The sequence below is a fragment of the Jeotgalibaca porci genome (assembly GCF_011299095.1).
Taxonomy (GTDB): domain Bacteria; phylum Bacillota; class Bacilli; order Lactobacillales; family Aerococcaceae; genus Jeotgalibaca; species Jeotgalibaca porci.
In genome coordinates this window covers 1,426,985-1,443,175 of record NZ_CP049889.1, presented here as the reverse complement: position 1 = coordinate 1,443,175, position 16,191 = coordinate 1,426,985, and the positions used below count along the sequence as shown (strand labels likewise).

Below are 16,191 nucleotides of genomic sequence, written 5' to 3'. Positions count from 1 at the left end.
AAAAAACGATCAGCCACCTTACCCGGCTAATCATTTTTAAGTTATGCCAATGTGCGCTTTGCTAAAATAGATACGCCAATGCCCGCTACCAATAAAGTAATACCCATCAACACAATTGGCATGGCCCCTCCCCTTGCCAATAACCAACCGCCAACCGTACTACCAATCATGATGGAAAAGTTAAACGCAGCTGACTGAAGGGAAGTCGCAATGGCGGCCCCCTTTGTGACTTGTCTGGTAACCGCTGTTTGGAACAACGTTACCAATGCTCCAAATCCAATTCCCCATAAAATAAAAGAGAAATGGTGGAAGAAGGTATAGTCGACAAAATAGAAAATCGCCATTGCGATGCTGCCTGCTGCCAACATGCCAATAGAGACAGCTTGCAGATGGCGGTCAATAAACCGGCCGGCAATTAACACTGACAGGATAGAACCTATCCCAAATAAAATTTGCGCAACGCCAATTCCTGGATAACCCAAGTCGCTTACGAGATAGGTTATATATGTGTACACCCCATAGTTCGCCACAACTGCCAACACAGTCAACAGAATAATAATCAGAACACCTTTATTCTTCAATATGGTCAATGGCGAGTTCGACTTCGAACGCTTTTCGCCTTTCACTTGTGGTAAATAAACCCAACACAAAGCACCCACAATACAAATCAATATTCCCATAACAATAAACGCAACATGGAATCCAAACGTCGTCCCGATCCAAGTCATCACCGGCAACCCCAGACTCATGCCGAGCGTCGTTCCTGCCATGATAACCGCAACAGCTTTTCCGTATTCGTGTGGAGAAACAAGACTCATCCCATACGCTGAAATCATTGGCCACAAAACACCTGCACAAATACCGCCTGCAATTCGTGCAACAACTGCCAACCAGTAGACAGAAACAAAGCCAACTAGGATATTCGCAAAGGCAAAGCCTGCCAATAGGATCATCAGTAGCTTTTTACGGTCCCATTCCACCGTTGCAGAAACAATCGGGATTCCGAAAATAGCACTGGCAATCGCATACTGGCCGACGAATCCGCCTGCCTGCGCTTCAGTAATACCAAATCCAGCTGCCATCTCCGGTAAGATACCCGAAGGCATTAACTCAGACAAAATAGCCAGAAAAGTAATACTCCCCATCAAGATAAAGAGAGGCCATGAAAAACCATATTTGTGTGTTTGACGCATGAAAACATTTCCTCCTATTTAATACCAATATTATGACATCACATTCCATTATAACAATTTTGCAATCAAAATCAAATCATCTAGAACACAACTGTTTTAAACGTCGTTTTAATTTTTGTTTCGTCAAGGGATTTGCTTTATATCACTAAAGGTAGTAGAGTGGATATACAATACATTAGGAGGTTATATGGATTGAAGAAGAAATTCATCAATGCATCCATCTATAAGCATGATGGCGCATCAGAAATTTTAGTGAAAGATGGTAAGTTTTCAGCCATCGGTAATGATTTAGGTGACGCGGACGAAGTCATCGATTTGCAAGGGCGTTTTGTTTTACCGCCTTACGTTGATTCCCACTTGCACCTGGACTATTACTTCACTGGACAAGATGACGAAATCAAGAACGAATCCGGTACCCTTTTCGAAGCCATTGATTTATGGAACGATTATAAAAAAGGGACAACCAAAGAAGAGATGAAACAACGTATCCGTCAAGCCGTTAAAGACGTTGCTTCATATGGTACGCAGTTCATCCGTGCTCAAACAGACTGTACGGACCCGAATTTGACAGGAATCAAAGCAGCAATCGAAGTGCGTGACGAGTTGAAAGACAATATCACGATTCAAGTTGTGGCATTCCCGCAAAACGGTATGTACTCTTATAACGAAGAAGGCAAATCCGGTCGTGACTTAGTTGAAGAAGCCCTACAATTGGGTGCTGACTGTGTCGGAGGAATCCCGCATAACGAATGGTCTGCTGAAGATGGAAATGCCTCGATCAAAGAAATTGTTCGCCTGGCTATTAAATATGACAAACTGATTGATGTACACTGTGACGAAACAGATGATGATCAAGCACGCTTTGTTGAAATGTTGAACGCTGAAGCAATGAAACAAGGCTATGGCAAGTCAACAACTGCGTCACACACAACGTCATTTGGTTCCACAAATGATGCGTATGCATTCCGTATGATGGGTCTTTTCCGTCAATCCGGTATGAACTTCGTTGCCTGCCCGACAGAGAACTTGTTCCTGCAAGGCCGTCAAGACACGTATCCAAAACGCCGTGGTTTAACACGCGTAAAAGAATTTGTTGATAACGACATCAACATTGCATTCGGTCAAGACTCGATTGTTGACCTGTGGTATCCAGCTGGGTCCGGAAACTTGATGAATATCTTGGACAACGGAATTCATGCCGCACAATTGATGCGTGAAGAAGACTTCCCGCGTAACTTTGATTTAATCACTTATAACGGTGCAAAATTAATGCAAGTCGAAGATATCTACGGCTTGGAAGAAGGCAAACCGGCTAACTTCATCGTTTTGGATGCGCCAAACGCATTCGAAGCGCAACGTCGCCGTGTTGAATGTCTCGCTTCTGTTCGTAACGGTGAGTATCTATTCATGAAGACACCACGCACGTACGATACAGAACTTGATATTGCGCGTAAGACTAAATAATGAAAAGTCCCCGTTAAGGTACCGACCCCCAAAAGTTAGAGTAAAATCTAAACTTTTGGGGGTTCTTTTTATGGCAAAATATAGTGAAGCATTCAAGTTACAAGTTGTGCAAGAATATCTGGATGGCCCGTTGGGATATAGCGCCTTGGCGAAGAAACATGCCATTCCTGATGCCGCAACCGTCCGAAAATGGGTGACATTTTTCCAAGAATTCGGGTTGGAAGGTCTGAAGAGGAAGCGGAAGAAGACGGTCTACCCTGTTCAATTCAAGGTGGATGTATTACACTTTATGAAAGAAACAGGCGCTTCTTATTCCGAAACGGCCATTGCCTTCGGCATGAACAATCCTTCCCTCATCGCCAACTGGAACCGGGCCTTCCAAGAGAACGGGATAAAAGGCCTGAAACCAAAACAAAAGGGGCGACCTCCCATGTCCAGAAAACCGAGAAAACAGCCGGGAAAACAAGCAAAGTCCACTTCTCTTTCCCAAGAAGAGCTGGAACGTGAAAATGAATTACTAAGATTAGAGATTGCTTACTTAAAAAAGTTGAAAGCTTTCCGGGAGAATCCAGACACCTTTCTCGAAAAGCACAAACAGCAGTGGCATACGCACTCAAAGAAGAAGGATTCAAACTGAAGGATATCCTTTCAGTAGTTGGAATCCCATCCGCAACGTACCATTACCACGCGAAACAACTGGGAATAGCGGACCCGGATGGGGCTCTAAAAGAGCTGATCCGACAGCTTTTCTTTCAGTTCAAAGAGCGGTATGGGTATAAACGACTCACGAAGGAAATGCAAAAACTGGGACATTGCGTCAACCACAAAAAGGTGTACCGCCTCATGCAAGAAATAGGTTTAAAATGTGTCAAGTTCATGCGGAAGTCTCGCAAGTACAATTCCTATAGAGGGAAAGTGGGAACCGTTGCGAAGAACCGACTGAATCGGCGCTTCCACACCACTATCCCCTTACAGAAACTCGTCACGGACGTCACTGAATTCAAGTGTATGGGGGAGGAGAAGTTATACTTTAGCCCTATTCTGGACTTGTATAACGGAGAGGTCATCGCCTACAGCATGAATAAGCGACCAACTCTGGACTTCGTGATGAAGCCCCTGCAGGAGGCCGTCGGCATCATTCGTAAACACGGCACCGTCCGCACGACCCTTCATTCGGACCAAGGGTGGCAGTACCAGCACAACAAGTGGGTTAAAATCTTGAAGAAAAACAAACTCTTTCAAAGCATGTCTCGGAAAGCAACGTGTGCTGATAATGCAGCGATGGAAAATTTCTTCGGCATTCTGAAACAGGAAATGTATCACGGAGAAAAAATGGTAAGTTATGGTGAGCTTGAATCAAGGATTTCCGAGTATATCGATTGGTACAACCAAGTTCGATCGAAAGAAAAATTGGCTGGCCTAAGTCCAGTAGAATACCGAACTCAAACCAGCCAATTGGCTGCATAATTAAAACTCTAACTTTTGGGGGTCGCCACCTAATCGGGGCTTTTTTTCTTTTTAAGTGAGGCGTACAATAAAGTACAGGAGATGATTCTATTTGGTAGAAAAAAGATTAGATTTTAGAATAGGGTTTTTAAGCATTCTTACCGGTGCATTCGTTGGCGTGATTGTCAGTATCTTCCGCCTGGCTATTCCCTATGTAACAACATTCGTACAGCATTTATTAGCTTTTGGAAATGAAAGCATCCTTCAGTCTCTTCTATTCATTCTTAGCTTTTCAGCACTCGGACTGATTGTTGCTTGGAATGTCAAAAAAGAACCGCTGATTGGCGGCTCGGGCATTCCGCAAGTCATTGGAAAACTGGCGGGTAAACTAGAATTCTCTTGGCCATCCATTTTATTCCATAAGTTAATGGGTGGGATTTTGACAATTGGCTCGGGACTCACGGTTGGTCGCGAAGGTCCGTCGATTCAGATTGGGGCTGCCATCGGACAAGGCGTCGCCGAAAAAGCTAAGTTAAATAAAGACAATCAAAAGTATCTGATTTCGGGTGCAGCCGGTGCAGGAATGGCGGCAGCCTTTAACTCCCCGGTTTCCGGGATTATCTTTGCGTTGGAAGAGCTTTTGAAACGCACCTCCCGACGTGGCTTTTTATCGAGTTCGCTAACGATTATAACAGCAACGCTTGTTTCTATTACTTTGCTGGGAAATAAGGCCACGCTTGTTATTCCGATTTCTCTAAAGTTGGCAGGAAAAAACTACCCATACCTCATTTTACTGGGTATCATAGTCGGCCTTTCCGGCGTTTTCTTTAACAAAGTTATTTTATTCGGTAAAGGCCTCTATGCGAAATGGCAGGTTTCGACTACCATCAAAAGCGTCTTTCCCTTTTTTATAACGGCACTCTTTTTACTTTGGGATCCGCGTTTAATTGGCTCAGGCGAGTCCTTAATTTTAATGCCGTTTAATGAAAATGTTGGTATGCTAACGCTAATAAGCTTTTATTTCATCAAATTATTTCTGTTGGTCGTCGCTTTCGCTTCCGGTTTACCGGGCGGTATCTTTTTCCCTTTGCTCTCACTTGGCTCTTTAGTAGGAAACATTGTCGGTTCCGGACTTCTAATGGGCGGACTTATCACTAATCAGACAGTGCTTGTGTTCACAGTCATTGCGATGGCAGCACATTTTGCAGCGGTTGTCCGGGCACCATTGACCGGCATTTTCTTAATTTTGGAAATGACGGGCGGCTCGATTGGCTATCTCCTTCCTGTCGCATTGGTCACCTTTATCGCCTACTTCATCGCGGAGCTCTGTCAATCCAAACCAATCTACGAAGCTTTGTTGGGATTATTACTAAAAAATGAACCCAGCGTACAAAGAAGCTAAAAGGTCAGTAAACGGAGAAAAAGACTGCAACGAAAAGGATAAAACCTTTCGTGCAGTCTTTTCTTTTTTTGACAGAGGTATTATAGGTTCTTTTCTATGACCGGCAACCAAACTTCCTCATAATATTTCCCGTTTTCAGCTATACCATAGATTTCAATATCCGCTCCAGGCGCTTTATCATAGCCTGATGATGGCAGCCACTCACTATACGCGCGGTTAAACAATTGTGGTATCTGCAATGCTGTCGTATCCGCTTCGTCACTGCGGAATATTGCCCAAGTCGTCTTCGGAATTTTTACAACTTTAAATCTGTCCGTTTTGCAACCGTCTTTTACAAAAGCACAAAGCATGTAAGGGAAAACGTTGTCGCCTGGTTCACCATATCCGCAAATAGCGTTGACAAGACAAGGACCTGGAGGATTTTCTGCTCCGCCTGCCGCCTGAAATAGCCGTTCATATTCACCGTTATTATGACATTCTGTCCAAAAGTCTGGAACCTTACTTGTTTCATCATTTGCAAAAACACGTTCAATACCGAATACTTCAAATGCTTCTTTTTCTTCTATTCGCCAATTCATAGCCTGCACTCCTTTAATTTTAATTTGAAAAGTTAAGGGCGGAAAGATGGTTAGATTCACATCGGGTTGCCGTGCGGCAGAGGGTGTCACACCATGCTGTTTGACAAATGCACGCGTAAAACTATCCGCGCTATCGTATCCATACTTGACTGCCAGATCAATAACTTTCTCATTACCACTTTTGAGCGCCATTGCAGCCAAGCTTAACTTACGTTTACGGATATACTCCGACAGCGTCATATCGGAAATATAGTAGAACAGTCGCCCAAAATGATAGTGTGTATAGTTCGTGACAGTTGATACATCCGCCAGATTTAAATCATTTGCGATATGCACTTCAATATACGCCATCGCGTGGTTTAACTGGGTAAGAATATCCAAACTACCGGCCTCCTTTATAAAATCAGTCTAACAAGAATTATAAACCGATACCCGACAATTTCTTTAGAGTTTTGTAGGGGTATCTTGCTTTACAGTTTTTCTACAGGTAAACCTGACCGCGCTCTGCCGTCCTTACCCATTCCACCGCATCACCCTACAACAAATAACGCCCTGCCAACAGTTAATCCTATTAGTATGGCGTCTTTGTATTTTATTTCCAGATAACAGTTTTGTTTCTACCTGCAGCTTTCGCTTGGTACAAAGCTTCGTCGGCGCGTTTTATCAATACGTCCGGCGAGAGATTCTCACTTGGTATCGTAGCGGCAATACCTAAACTGAGTGTCACAGTCGGGCCATCTTCCGGAAGTTCCAGAGCCGCCATCTCACTAATTTCTAAACGGATGCGCTCTGACATCTCTGCGGCTTTCCAAGCTGTCGTATCGGAAAGGACCATAATCATTTCATCGCCTCCGTAACGCGCCACAAAATGATCGGGTTGCAACGTAAACGACTGCAGCGTCTGTGCTACACGCTTAATCCATTCGTCTCCAAACAAATGCCCATACGTATCATTCAAACACTTGAAATGATCAATATCGACCATAACAAGAGCCAAAGAAGTCCGGTCGCGTACACTTTTCTTCCACATTTCACCGTACGCGCTGTCAAAGCCCAGGCGATTCATCACTTCTGTCAGACCGTCCAACATTGCACGCCTCTTCAATTCTGCGTTCGCAATCTGCAACAAGTCGTTCGCCTCTTTCAGCTCTTTCGTTCGACTTGCCACATCTACCTGCAGTTTTTGACTCAACTTCCGGTATTTATTAACCGTATAACTCGCTATCAAAATAATAATAACAATCACAATAATCAACGTGCGAATCAATATATTTCGCATAATTCCAAATGTAAAATAAAAAACACGTTCGAATCGCCACTCTTCCAGAACTTTTTCCATCGTTCTGTCTTCGCGCATGGTTTCCAGCCCACTATTGATTAAATCAAGCAGTTCTTTATCTCCCTTTTGAACAGCAATACGTGAATACTGACTCTCGAGAAAAGTGGGAATAACCTCAATATCGGTAATTTCTTCTTCGGCCAAGATATATTCACCAGCCCACCTATCGACGACGACAGCATCCAACTTATTCAACCGGATATCATTAAAAGCTTCTTTTAGTCCGGAAATAAGGACCAATTCGATTTCCGGATAGGCCATCAACATCTCATACGGGAAGCTCTCTTTAATAACCCCTATTCTCTTTCCTTTCATATCGACAAGTTGACGGCTCTGCTTATTGCCCATTTTGACGAATAACGAAAAATCGGACTCCAACAGTTCATCAGAGAAATCATAGATTTTGTCGCGTTCCGCATTCGGATTGATTTGTAGCAAAGCGTCTGCTTCGCCATTCGCCACTTTTCGCTGCGCATCTGACCAATCCATGGCGACGACTTCAACTTGATAACCAATTTTTTTACCGAGCGCTTTCGCGATATCTACTGTGACACCCTTAGCTGTGCCATTTTCATCATAAATAATGGGAGGCATATCGGCATTTCCTAAAAATAATAGTGTTCCATTATGCGGGTTATTCTCGTTCGTATTCTTTAATCTATTCATTGTAAACAAAGACAGGGATATACCTATAATCATAATCGCAACAAGAAATAGTCGCTTTTTACTTGTTTTTATATTCCTCACCCCATCTTCCTCACTCACGGTTCACACATTCAATATAATTATACCAAAACTTATACCTATTGACGCAAAAAACTCCAACAAACCTCAGTTTGTCGGAGTTAGCGTTCTATAGTGTCGTAATAATGGGACCGTCTTTCGTAACAATAACCGTATGTTCGTACTGAGCAACGATGCTTTCACGTGTTAACAGCGTCCATTCATCCTTTGTGGATTGAATGATGCTCTCTTCTTTCGTAGAAATAAAAGGCTCAAATGCAATAACCATGCCATCTTTCAAAAGCTCATCATCCCAACGTGAGAAATAGTTGAAAATGTGATCCGGTGCTTCATGGATAGAACGGCCGATACCATGTCCAGTTAGCTCCTTAATAACAGTCATGCCATTCCGTTTCGCTAAATTATGCACAGCTTTCCCAAGTCCACTTTTCTTCGAACCGGGCTTCGCTTTTTCTAGACCTGCGTAAAAAGCATCTTTTGCAACTTGGCAAACTTTCTCTTTCTCCGGATAGCCTTCTCCCACCACAAAGGACACGCCTGTGTCAGCAAAATAGCCATCTTTAGAAGCGGAAACATCAATGTTCACAACGTCCCCTTCTTGAATAACGCGTGGCCCCGGAATACCATGCGCGATTTCTTCATTCACACTGATGCACGTATAGCCCGGAAAGTTGTATGTTTCTTTCGGCGCTGATAAGGCACCATATTCATCAAATAGTTCCTTCGCACGATCATCCAATTCTTTGGTCGTGATGCCTACTTTTGTCAGGGCAACTAATTCATCTCTGATTGCAGCACAAATACGGCCAATCTCTTTTAATCCATTAAAATCTGCTTCTGTTTTCGCGATCATTTTATAGCCTCTTTCCTCGTTTTTAATTTCTATCTCCAGTTTGTTGCTTCCCCTTAATCATACCATTATCTGAGGGTGAGAATGGTAAAAAAAATGGTTTCAAACGCGTGATAACGTAATCATTTAGCTAAATGTTGAGATTTTCCTTTATCCACGTATAATGGGAAAAGTACCCCATATGTACAAATATACTTATATAGGAAGAGGTCACATACAATGATTATGAAATTTATAAACAAGATTCCGGCCGGCATCTTTATCGTCCCTTTAGTCGTCTCCATGATTTTATTCACGTTTTTCCCTAACCTTTTTAGAATAGGCGGTATTACCGAGTCTTTCCTTTCTGCAAATGGCTCCGGATTCGTTATCGGAATGTTGTGTTTTGCTTCAGGTTCAACAATTAAACTAAGTGATTTGAAAAAGCTGATTAAATTCCAAGGAAGTCTCATTCTCTCTAAAGTTGTTCCTTCCCTTATTCTGTCATTCGCATTTCTATACGCTTTCGGTTTGGACGGCATTCTGGGTATTTCTGGTCTGGCATTCGTAGCGACGATTATTTCTACAAACCCTGCTGTTTATGTAGCGATTCTTAATGCTTTTGGACGCGAACACGAGGCAGGTATTTACCCCTTTGCAGGAATTATTGCCCTGCCGATTTTGCCTCTCATCGTTATGAGTGTGTTCGTTTCAGGCGGTCTGACCGGTGTAAACTGGTGGCCCGTTATTTCCGTTTTTGTTCCTTTAATTCTCGGGATGATTCTCGGTAACATCGATCCGTCCCTTTCAAAAGTATTCGCAACATGTATGCCGGCTCTCCTGATGTTATTGGGTTGGACACTCGGACAAGGCATGGACTTCATTGAAGCAATCAAATCCGGCGTCCCGGGCATTTTGATGACTATTTTCTTCATTGTTGTGACACTGCCGCTGACTTACCTCTTTGAGAAAAAAGTCCTTAAAGGCGATGGGTATTCAGCGATTGGATTATCAACGATTGCAGGTGTATCTACTTCTACTCCGGCTGCAGTCGCAGTTGCAATTCCAGAACTACAACCGTATGTGACATCCGCAACAGCGATTATTTTGACCGGCGTTATGATTACATCCATCTTAGCACCTTTCTTGGCGGGTAAATTGGCTAAAAAGCGCGGCGATCGTTTTATCTAACATCCTGCGCCGGTGCAATCACATGCGTCCGAGCCTCATTCATGTTAGAATGAAATTAATAACTTATTGGAGGATGATAGCATGAACCAAGTATTAGTTGAAATTTGTCTACGTATTAAAGATCTAGATGCGACTTTAGACTTCTATACAAATCTATTTGATTTTGAAGTTGCGAGCCATAGAAAGTTCCCAGAAGACAAGTTCGATCTTGTTTACCTGAACTCTCCGGGTGCAACTGTACAAATTGAGTTAACGTACAACTATGATTCAGAGCCGTATACCATCGGAAATGGTTTCAGTCACTTAGGTGTAACGGTGAGTGATTTAGAGAAAATGCACGAAATCTGTAAAGCATCTGCTTACGAAACGGGCGAATTAAGAGGCCTTTCAGGTGGTACACCATCTTACTTCTTCGTTACGGATCCAGATGGCTACCGGATTGAAGTCAAACGCGCAAAATAATTTTGTAAAATAAAAAAGCATCGGACACTGCTGTTCTGAACGGTTTCAGAATAAGCAGCCGATGCTTTTTTTATTTATCTAATAATCCACGTTTATGCATCACGTAAGCAACGCCCACAGACAGTGCCATGACTGAAATCAACACATAACTTTGAACCGAACGAAAGTTATCCGGTCCGATAATCAAGTAAGCTCCCAGAGCAATAATAACTGGCGTAATCGCCAATTTCTTGGCTTTGAATAATTGCGGAAGCGTTATTGCGCCAAGTAAGGCAGGCGTAATATTATCGAATCCGGGTTTTAATACCGGATTACTTAACAATGGTGCCAAGATTTCTCCGACTACAAAGTTTCCTAATATTAAAATAACGACCGTTACTAACGAGGAAACCCCAACACTAATAATGGCAATAACGTCACCTTTATCCGACCCCGGTTCTACCTTTGCGATTTGATGACCGGAAACAACAGTATGAAAGATTTAAAGTTTAATTCTAAGAATAGGAAAGAGTGGCTTTCTCACATTGGACTTGTTTTTCAAGATCCTTCTCTTCAATTTTTAACAACTTCATGTTTTGATGAATTGAATATTGGCGTGCAAGCTGTTTATCCTGAAAAGACTGAAGAAGAAACTAAAAAATTAATCACTAATCTCTTGAAGCGACATAACTTAGAAGATCAAGCTTCTACTTCACCATGGCTTTTGAGTCAGGGTCAACAACGCCGATTGGCAGTGCTTTGTATGTTAATTAAAGGGCAGAGACTGCTACTCGTTGATGAACCAACCTATGGTCAAGATAAACAAAATGCACTTGAAATAATGAATAATTTAAATGAACTTAGGCAAGATGGAACGTCCATCATCTTCACCAGTCACGATCATGACTTAGTAAAGCACTATGCTGACCGTGGTTATCTATTAGAAAATCAAGAGTTAATTGAGGTGACCTATGATCGATCGCATTAACCCATTTATAAAACTAGTCACTGTTTTAGTCACCAGTTTACTCTTAATGTTCTCACCAGACTGGCGCCTCAATACGTTTATAAGTGTGATTGTTCTCTTACTTCTATTTACGAGTAAAAGAGTTCAATTAAGACAAGCATTAAAAATCATTCTTCCAGCTCTGTTCCTATCATGCTCTTTCTTCATTACCGGATGGAAGTTTAGTCATACTGGCGGCGCTGACCTTAGTCTATCCGTACAATCAACACGTTATGTTTTGGAAGATGCTGCATTTTTAAATGGACTGCAGTTAGGGACACGTATCTTTTCTTTCGCAGTACTTGGTTTATTAACAGCATTGACTATCTATCCAAATGAGTTAATTGCTAGTATGGTTCAGCAAGGAAAGTTATCGAACAGTCTATCTTATGGTGTTCTGGCATCTGTTTATCTCATCCCTTCAATGAGTAAAAATTATTCACAAGCAAAACTCGCTTTCCAAGTTAGGCAGATTAAATTGAAAAAATTTGATTATAGACCGCTGGTTGGACTCCTCATTAGGTCCATACGTTGGTCTGATGCATTGGCAATGGCCATGCATGCAAAAGGATTTTCTGAAGAACGAACCCATTATATTCAAACGAAAGTGAAAGGGTCAGATGTTGTTTTTCTCATTAGCCTTCCGCTCATCACGTTAGGCGGGTTGGTGTATCTCATGCTTCTATAATTTTGGTTGTGCACGATATGACGTGGGTGGACCCCATAAAAGTCAAAGCGAGATTTTATTCTTTGCTTTGGCTTTTTTATTTTCAATTTTTTACCCTCTTCACTGTCATACCACAATGTCTTTGGCTCAAAGCAGCTTACCATCAAGGGCTAGCTCATGAGAATGCGCATGACTATAATTTTGGTAAGAAACCCTGACCATTTCATGCTCTTGACTTTATTAATAACATCTTCAATTGTTCCGTTAGACAGCGTATAGTGTGGATCCTCCTGTTTTTTGTATGGTAACGTAACTATAGGTTTTTCTTTAAAGCAGAAAAAGTACCAGTGACTCCTTTCGATTCACCAGCACTTTTATTAGAGAGCCATTATTTGCTTAAAGTACTTCCAATAGAATATCGAACTGATCTAAAGGTTGTCTTCTATAATATTACATTTTTTGTTGTATTTCCTTCTGCAAAAAATACGGGCAGTACGGTTCGAGACGGCGTTCCTTTTCCTTGAATGACATCGAGTAATAGAGCTACTGCCGTTTTTGCCATTTCTTCAACTGGTTGAACGATTGTAGAGACAAGGTACTCCGTTGCTAGCGTCATTTTCAAACCATCGAATCCAATTACTTGAATATCTTCAGGCACTCTTTTTTCCAGTTTTTTAATAGCTTTAATGACATCAACAGCCGCTAAATCGGTAATCGTGAATATACCATCGATTTCAGGATGAGCAATTAAGAATTTTTCTACTTCAGAGATTAAATCGCTAATCGGTTCATTTAAATCCAGTACTGCACAGTTTAGTCCCAATCTTTCAGCTTCAAGCTGAAAGTGTTTGCGCCTATTTTTGGTTTCATTAGGTATTTCCTGATGACCCCCTATAAAGGCAACATTTTTTGCACCCCGTTTCTTTAGTTCATTGGCCGCTATTTTACCGCCTGCAATATTATCAGCTGTTACATAAATAACATCTTCTGTAAAATAACGGTCAATACTTACGAAAGGAAGAGTAGTGGAAATATACTGGTCAATATCCGAGTATGTGATACCAATAATACCATCGACCTTATTTTGTTTTACCATTTGAATATACTCGTATTCTTTGGCAGATTTACCATCAGAATTACATAAATACATTTTATAATTTTTTTCCTCTAATGCTTCTTCAACGTAGTAAGCAAATTCACTAAAAAAAGGATGCCAAACAGTAGGAAGGATGAGTGCAACGGTCTGAGTCTTATTTGTTTTTAGACCTCTGGCGTAAATATCAGGCTCATAATTTAATTCTTTGATAGCAGCTTTTACTTTAGAGGCTGTACTTTCTTTAACAGGCACATTATTTATAACGCGTGAGACACTGCCAACTCCGACCCCTGCTAACTTTGCAACATCTTTCATTGTTGCTTTCACTAGTTCCACCTCCATTTTATTTGTTCTCATTGACTCATTATAAATGACTCATAACTAAAAAACCATTACCCCTCCAAGATATTCATTTACCTTGGAGAGATAATGTAATGCTAATCAAAATGCTTTTTTGCAAGTGCCAAACAACCGATTGTTCCTGCGTTGTCTTTTAATCCAGGTTGTAGAATGTAAGCATCCAAGTCAGGCGTTGCAACATAAGCGTTCATTTGCTCTTTGAATCTTGCTTTTATCTTCTTCAGTAAATTGGGTTGATTCATTACTCCACCACCAAATATGATGACTTGAGGTGATAAGAGTAGTGTTGTGTTATAGGCGGCTTGAGAAAGATAATCTGCTAGATAATCCCATACCGGATTATTTTCTTCAATTTTCTCTCCATTTATTCCTAATCTACCCGCAATGGTCGGACCTGCTGCAAGACCCTCGAGACAATTTTTGTGGAAAGGACAATTCCCTTCGTACGTATCTGAATCATGTTGCCTAACAATCATGTGTCCCATTTCTGGGTGACTAAACCCTTGAATGAATTCTCCTGCATTAATCGCGCCTGCCCCAACACCGGTACCAACCGTGAAGTAAACACAACTTTTGGTTCCTTGTGCATGACCTTTAACATATTCACCATAGCACGCTGCGTTCACATCTGTAGTGAAATGTATCGGAACGTGTAATGCTCTTTCTAAATTCCCGACGATATCATACATGTTCCAATTTGCTTTGGGTGTATTTGTAATATAGCCATAAGTCGCTGACTCTTTCGCGATATCCGCAGGTCCAAAAGAACCTAAGCCGATTCCCTTCAAAGAATAATCCTTGAAAAAACCGATTACTTCTTCAATTGTTTCTGCGGGGGTCCTTGTAGGGATGGTTATTCTTTGGATGATATTTAAATCATCGTCACCAACTGCGAGAACAAATTTTGTTCCACCCGCTTCGATACTTCCGTAAAGGCTACTCATACTTCTACACTTCCACTCTCCAATGACAATACTTTTAATAGACCCTCTGAATAAATCTTTAAGTTTGACTCATTAGCCTCTCCATAAAAGGTGAATGTCATCGTTTTTTCATTATTAACAAATACTTCAATAGCGGATTTATCCATAAAAATCTCTAATTCAAAAACCGCTTCCTTGATGCCTACTTGTCGCTGGGTTAAGTGTTCTTTTTCATCACCGGTTATTTTATAACCATAATTATCCCGGCTTAAAGTAAGTAATTGAGTGTCTTTGTTATAGCTTACTACTAATCCTGCATTTTCAGTGCCTAATAATAGAAGCGAGAAGTTTTTATTCTCATGAGTATCCACTTTTAGTTTGTAGTATTGGTTTTTTGTTACATGCGATTCAAACTCTAAAACTTCGTCCTGAATAGTGAAATCTGTGTTCGTTTCCTTTATTTCAATAAAATTATATATCTCAGAAACAGGCTTTTGATAAAGTTTATTCTCTTTAATGCCTAATTCGCGCGGCAATGTCATTGAACCAGCCCAACCGTGACGTAATTCATCAGTAGGTAACGTTCTTCCCCACATTTGCATCCAGGCAACCATAATTCGTCGGCCTTGGTCATCCGTCAATGTTTGGGGGGCATAAAAGTCTAATCCGTAATCAATTTCATGAATATTATCGACCTTCAATGTCCCTTTTTCCCAATCCATTTCCCCTATAAATACAGCTGTAGAACTCGTATTATGGTATTCAATTCCTTGCGGCGTCATTTGGATTGGCGACATAATTAAAACATCCTTACCATCTAGATAGAATAAATCAGGACATTCCCACATAATCCCTTGTTCTGGTTTTCCTTCTAATAAGACGGAATAGAAAGTCCAGTCAATTAGATCAGAGGATTTATAAAGAAGGATTAACCCTCTCTCATCAGCTGTCTTTGAAGCGACAACTGAATAGTAAATCCCATCTTTCTCGATAACTTTCGGATCACGGAAATCTTGAATCAATCCATATTCGCCTATTTCATTTTTACCGATAACGGGATTCGCTTTATGTTTGGTAAAATGAACACCATCTTCTGAAACTGCCACACATTGCGTCTGAGTAACTTTCCCATTTTCGACAACATGGCCTGTGTACATCAAATACAATTTTCCATCTTTTTCAATAGCACTACCTGAGAAGCATCCATCCTTATCATACGTCTCATCTGGCGCTAACGCTGTAGGTAGCTCTTCCCAATGAATAAAATCTTTTGTTTTTGAATGTCCCCAATGCATCGGTCCCCATTTAGAATCGTACGGATAAAATTGATAAAACAGATGATATTCCCCATTATAATATACGAACCCGTTCGGATCATTCATCCAACCTACAGGTGGCATCAAGTGAAAATTATTTCTAAATGTTTCATTTACTGTTTTTCTTTTTTTACTAATATACTCTCGTGCTCGGTCAAGAGAGTAGGCTTGTTCTATTAATTTTTCCACTAAAGCA

The 16,191-nt window shown here is 41.2% G+C and carries 16 protein-coding genes; 8 read left to right on the top strand and 8 right to left on the bottom strand.

Going from position 1 to position 16,191, the window contains the following annotated elements:
* Positions 1 to 41 precede the first annotated feature (41 nt).
* Entirely contained in the window at positions 42 to 1,193 is a 1,152-nt protein-coding gene (locus tag G7058_RS07430) for an MFS transporter (protein WP_227004403.1), read from the bottom strand.
* Positions 1,194 to 1,385: 192 nt separating this feature from the next.
* Between G7058_RS07430 and G7058_RS07425 the strand changes: the two genes are divergently transcribed.
* The 4 genes from G7058_RS07425 to G7058_RS07410 all read left to right on the top strand — a co-directional run bounded on the left by G7058_RS07425 (position 1,386) and on the right by G7058_RS07410 (position 5,505).
* A complete protein-coding gene (locus tag G7058_RS07425) occupies positions 1,386 to 2,657 on the top strand; it encodes an amidohydrolase family protein (RefSeq protein WP_166062928.1) in 1,272 nt (423 codons plus the stop codon).
* A 70-nt stretch (positions 2,658 to 2,727) separates the two neighbouring features.
* Entirely contained in the window at positions 2,728 to 3,294 is a 567-nt protein-coding gene (locus tag G7058_RS07420; RefSeq protein ID WP_166062738.1) for a helix-turn-helix domain-containing protein, read from the top strand.
* On the top strand, positions 3,180 to 4,124 hold the full coding sequence (locus G7058_RS07415) for an IS3 family transposase (RefSeq protein ID WP_227004523.1): 945 nt from the start codon (positions 3,180 to 3,182) through the stop codon (positions 4,122 to 4,124). Before G7058_RS07420 ends, G7058_RS07415 begins: the two co-directional genes overlap by 115 nt.
* Positions 4,125 to 4,215: 91 nt before the next feature.
* The gene (locus G7058_RS07410) at positions 4,216 to 5,505 is read left to right on the top strand and encodes a ClC family H(+)/Cl(-) exchange transporter (protein ID WP_166062927.1); all 1,290 of its coding nucleotides are present in this window, start codon (positions 4,216 to 4,218) and stop codon (positions 5,503 to 5,505) included.
* A gap of 80 nt (positions 5,506 to 5,585) precedes the next feature.
* Here the strand turns inward: G7058_RS07410 and G7058_RS07405 are convergent, their stop codons facing one another.
* The 3 genes from G7058_RS07405 to map form a co-directional block, all read right to left on the bottom strand.
* The gene (locus G7058_RS07405; RefSeq protein ID WP_166062926.1) at positions 5,586 to 6,464 is read right to left on the bottom strand and encodes a GyrI-like domain-containing protein; all 879 of its coding nucleotides are present in this window, start codon (positions 6,462 to 6,464) and stop codon (positions 5,586 to 5,588) included.
* A 211-nt stretch (positions 6,465 to 6,675) separates the two neighbouring features.
* A complete protein-coding gene (locus G7058_RS07400; RefSeq protein ID WP_166062925.1) occupies positions 6,676 to 8,169 on the bottom strand; it encodes a diguanylate cyclase domain-containing protein in 1,494 nt (497 codons plus the stop codon).
* A gap of 106 nt (positions 8,170 to 8,275) precedes the next feature.
* Positions 8,276 to 9,019, bottom strand: coding sequence for a type I methionyl aminopeptidase (gene map, locus G7058_RS07395; RefSeq protein WP_166062924.1), 744 nt, complete (start codon positions 9,017 to 9,019; stop codon positions 8,276 to 8,278).
* Positions 9,020 to 9,235: 216 nt separating this feature from the next.
* Between map and G7058_RS07390 the strand changes: the two genes are divergently transcribed.
* Positions 9,236 to 10,186, top strand: coding sequence for a 2-keto-3-deoxygluconate permease (locus G7058_RS07390; RefSeq protein WP_166062923.1), 951 nt, complete (start codon positions 9,236 to 9,238; stop codon positions 10,184 to 10,186).
* An 81-nt stretch (positions 10,187 to 10,267) separates the two neighbouring features.
* Complete coding sequence (gene gloA / locus G7058_RS07385; RefSeq protein WP_166062921.1) at positions 10,268 to 10,648, top strand: lactoylglutathione lyase; 381 nt, start codon at positions 10,268 to 10,270, stop codon at positions 10,646 to 10,648.
* Between the two features lie 70 nt (positions 10,649 to 10,718).
* On the opposite strand, the gene G7058_RS07380 is transcribed toward gloA, so the two are convergent.
* A complete protein-coding gene (locus G7058_RS07380) occupies positions 10,719 to 10,979 on the bottom strand; it encodes a hypothetical protein (protein WP_166062920.1) in 261 nt (86 codons plus the stop codon).
* A 141-nt stretch (positions 10,980 to 11,120) separates the two neighbouring features.
* Here G7058_RS07380 and G7058_RS07375 point away from each other — a divergent pair, with 141 nt between their 5' ends.
* Both G7058_RS07375 and G7058_RS07370 read left to right on the top strand, forming a co-directional pair.
* Positions 11,121 to 11,615, top strand: a complete 495-nt coding sequence (locus G7058_RS07375; protein WP_166062919.1) for an ATP-binding cassette domain-containing protein — start codon at positions 11,121 to 11,123, stop codon at positions 11,613 to 11,615.
* On the top strand, positions 11,599 to 12,321 hold the full coding sequence (locus tag G7058_RS07370; RefSeq protein ID WP_166062918.1) for an energy-coupling factor transporter transmembrane component T family protein: 723 nt from the start codon (positions 11,599 to 11,601) through the stop codon (positions 12,319 to 12,321). Before G7058_RS07375 ends, G7058_RS07370 begins: the two co-directional genes overlap by 17 nt.
* A gap of 421 nt (positions 12,322 to 12,742) precedes the next feature.
* Here G7058_RS07370 and G7058_RS07365 read toward each other — a convergent pair whose 3' ends face one another.
* The 3 genes from G7058_RS07365 to G7058_RS07355 form a co-directional block, all read right to left on the bottom strand.
* Complete coding sequence (locus tag G7058_RS07365; RefSeq protein ID WP_166062917.1) at positions 12,743 to 13,723, bottom strand: LacI family DNA-binding transcriptional regulator; 981 nt, start codon at positions 13,721 to 13,723, stop codon at positions 12,743 to 12,745.
* Positions 13,724 to 13,833: 110 nt separating this feature from the next.
* Complete coding sequence (locus G7058_RS07360) at positions 13,834 to 14,700, bottom strand: ROK family protein (protein WP_166062916.1); 867 nt, start codon at positions 14,698 to 14,700, stop codon at positions 13,834 to 13,836.
* Positions 14,697 to 16,184: a glycoside hydrolase family 32 protein gene (locus tag G7058_RS07355; RefSeq protein ID WP_227004402.1), complete on the bottom strand. Its 1,488-nt coding sequence runs from the start codon at positions 16,182 to 16,184 to the stop codon at positions 14,697 to 14,699. The genes G7058_RS07360 and G7058_RS07355 overlap by 4 nt, the downstream gene beginning before the upstream one ends.
* Between the last annotated feature and the right edge of the window lie 7 nt (positions 16,185 to 16,191).

Bases quoted from the DNA above. Each gene is read 5' to 3' on its own strand.
- G7058_RS07430 (WP_227004403.1), bottom strand. From the start codon at position 1,193: ATGCGTCAAACACACAAATATGGTTTTTCATGGCCTCTCTTTATCTTG.
- G7058_RS07420 (WP_166062738.1), top strand. From the start codon at position 2,728: ATGGCAAAATATAGTGAAGCATTCAAGTTACAAGTTGTGCAAGAATAT.
- map (WP_166062924.1), bottom strand. From the start codon at position 9,019: ATGATCGCGAAAACAGAAGCAGATTTTAATGGATTAAAAGAGATTGGC.
- G7058_RS07390 (WP_166062923.1), top strand. From the start codon at position 9,236: ATGATTATGAAATTTATAAACAAGATTCCGGCCGGCATCTTTATCGTC.
- gloA (WP_166062921.1), top strand. From the start codon at position 10,268: ATGAACCAAGTATTAGTTGAAATTTGTCTACGTATTAAAGATCTAGAT.
- G7058_RS07375 (WP_166062919.1), top strand. From the start codon at position 11,121: ATGAAAGATTTAAAGTTTAATTCTAAGAATAGGAAAGAGTGGCTTTCT.
- G7058_RS07370 (WP_166062918.1), top strand. From the start codon at position 11,599: ATGATCGATCGCATTAACCCATTTATAAAACTAGTCACTGTTTTAGTC.
- G7058_RS07360 (WP_166062916.1), bottom strand. From the start codon at position 14,700: ATGAGTAGCCTTTACGGAAGTATCGAAGCGGGTGGAACAAAATTTGTT.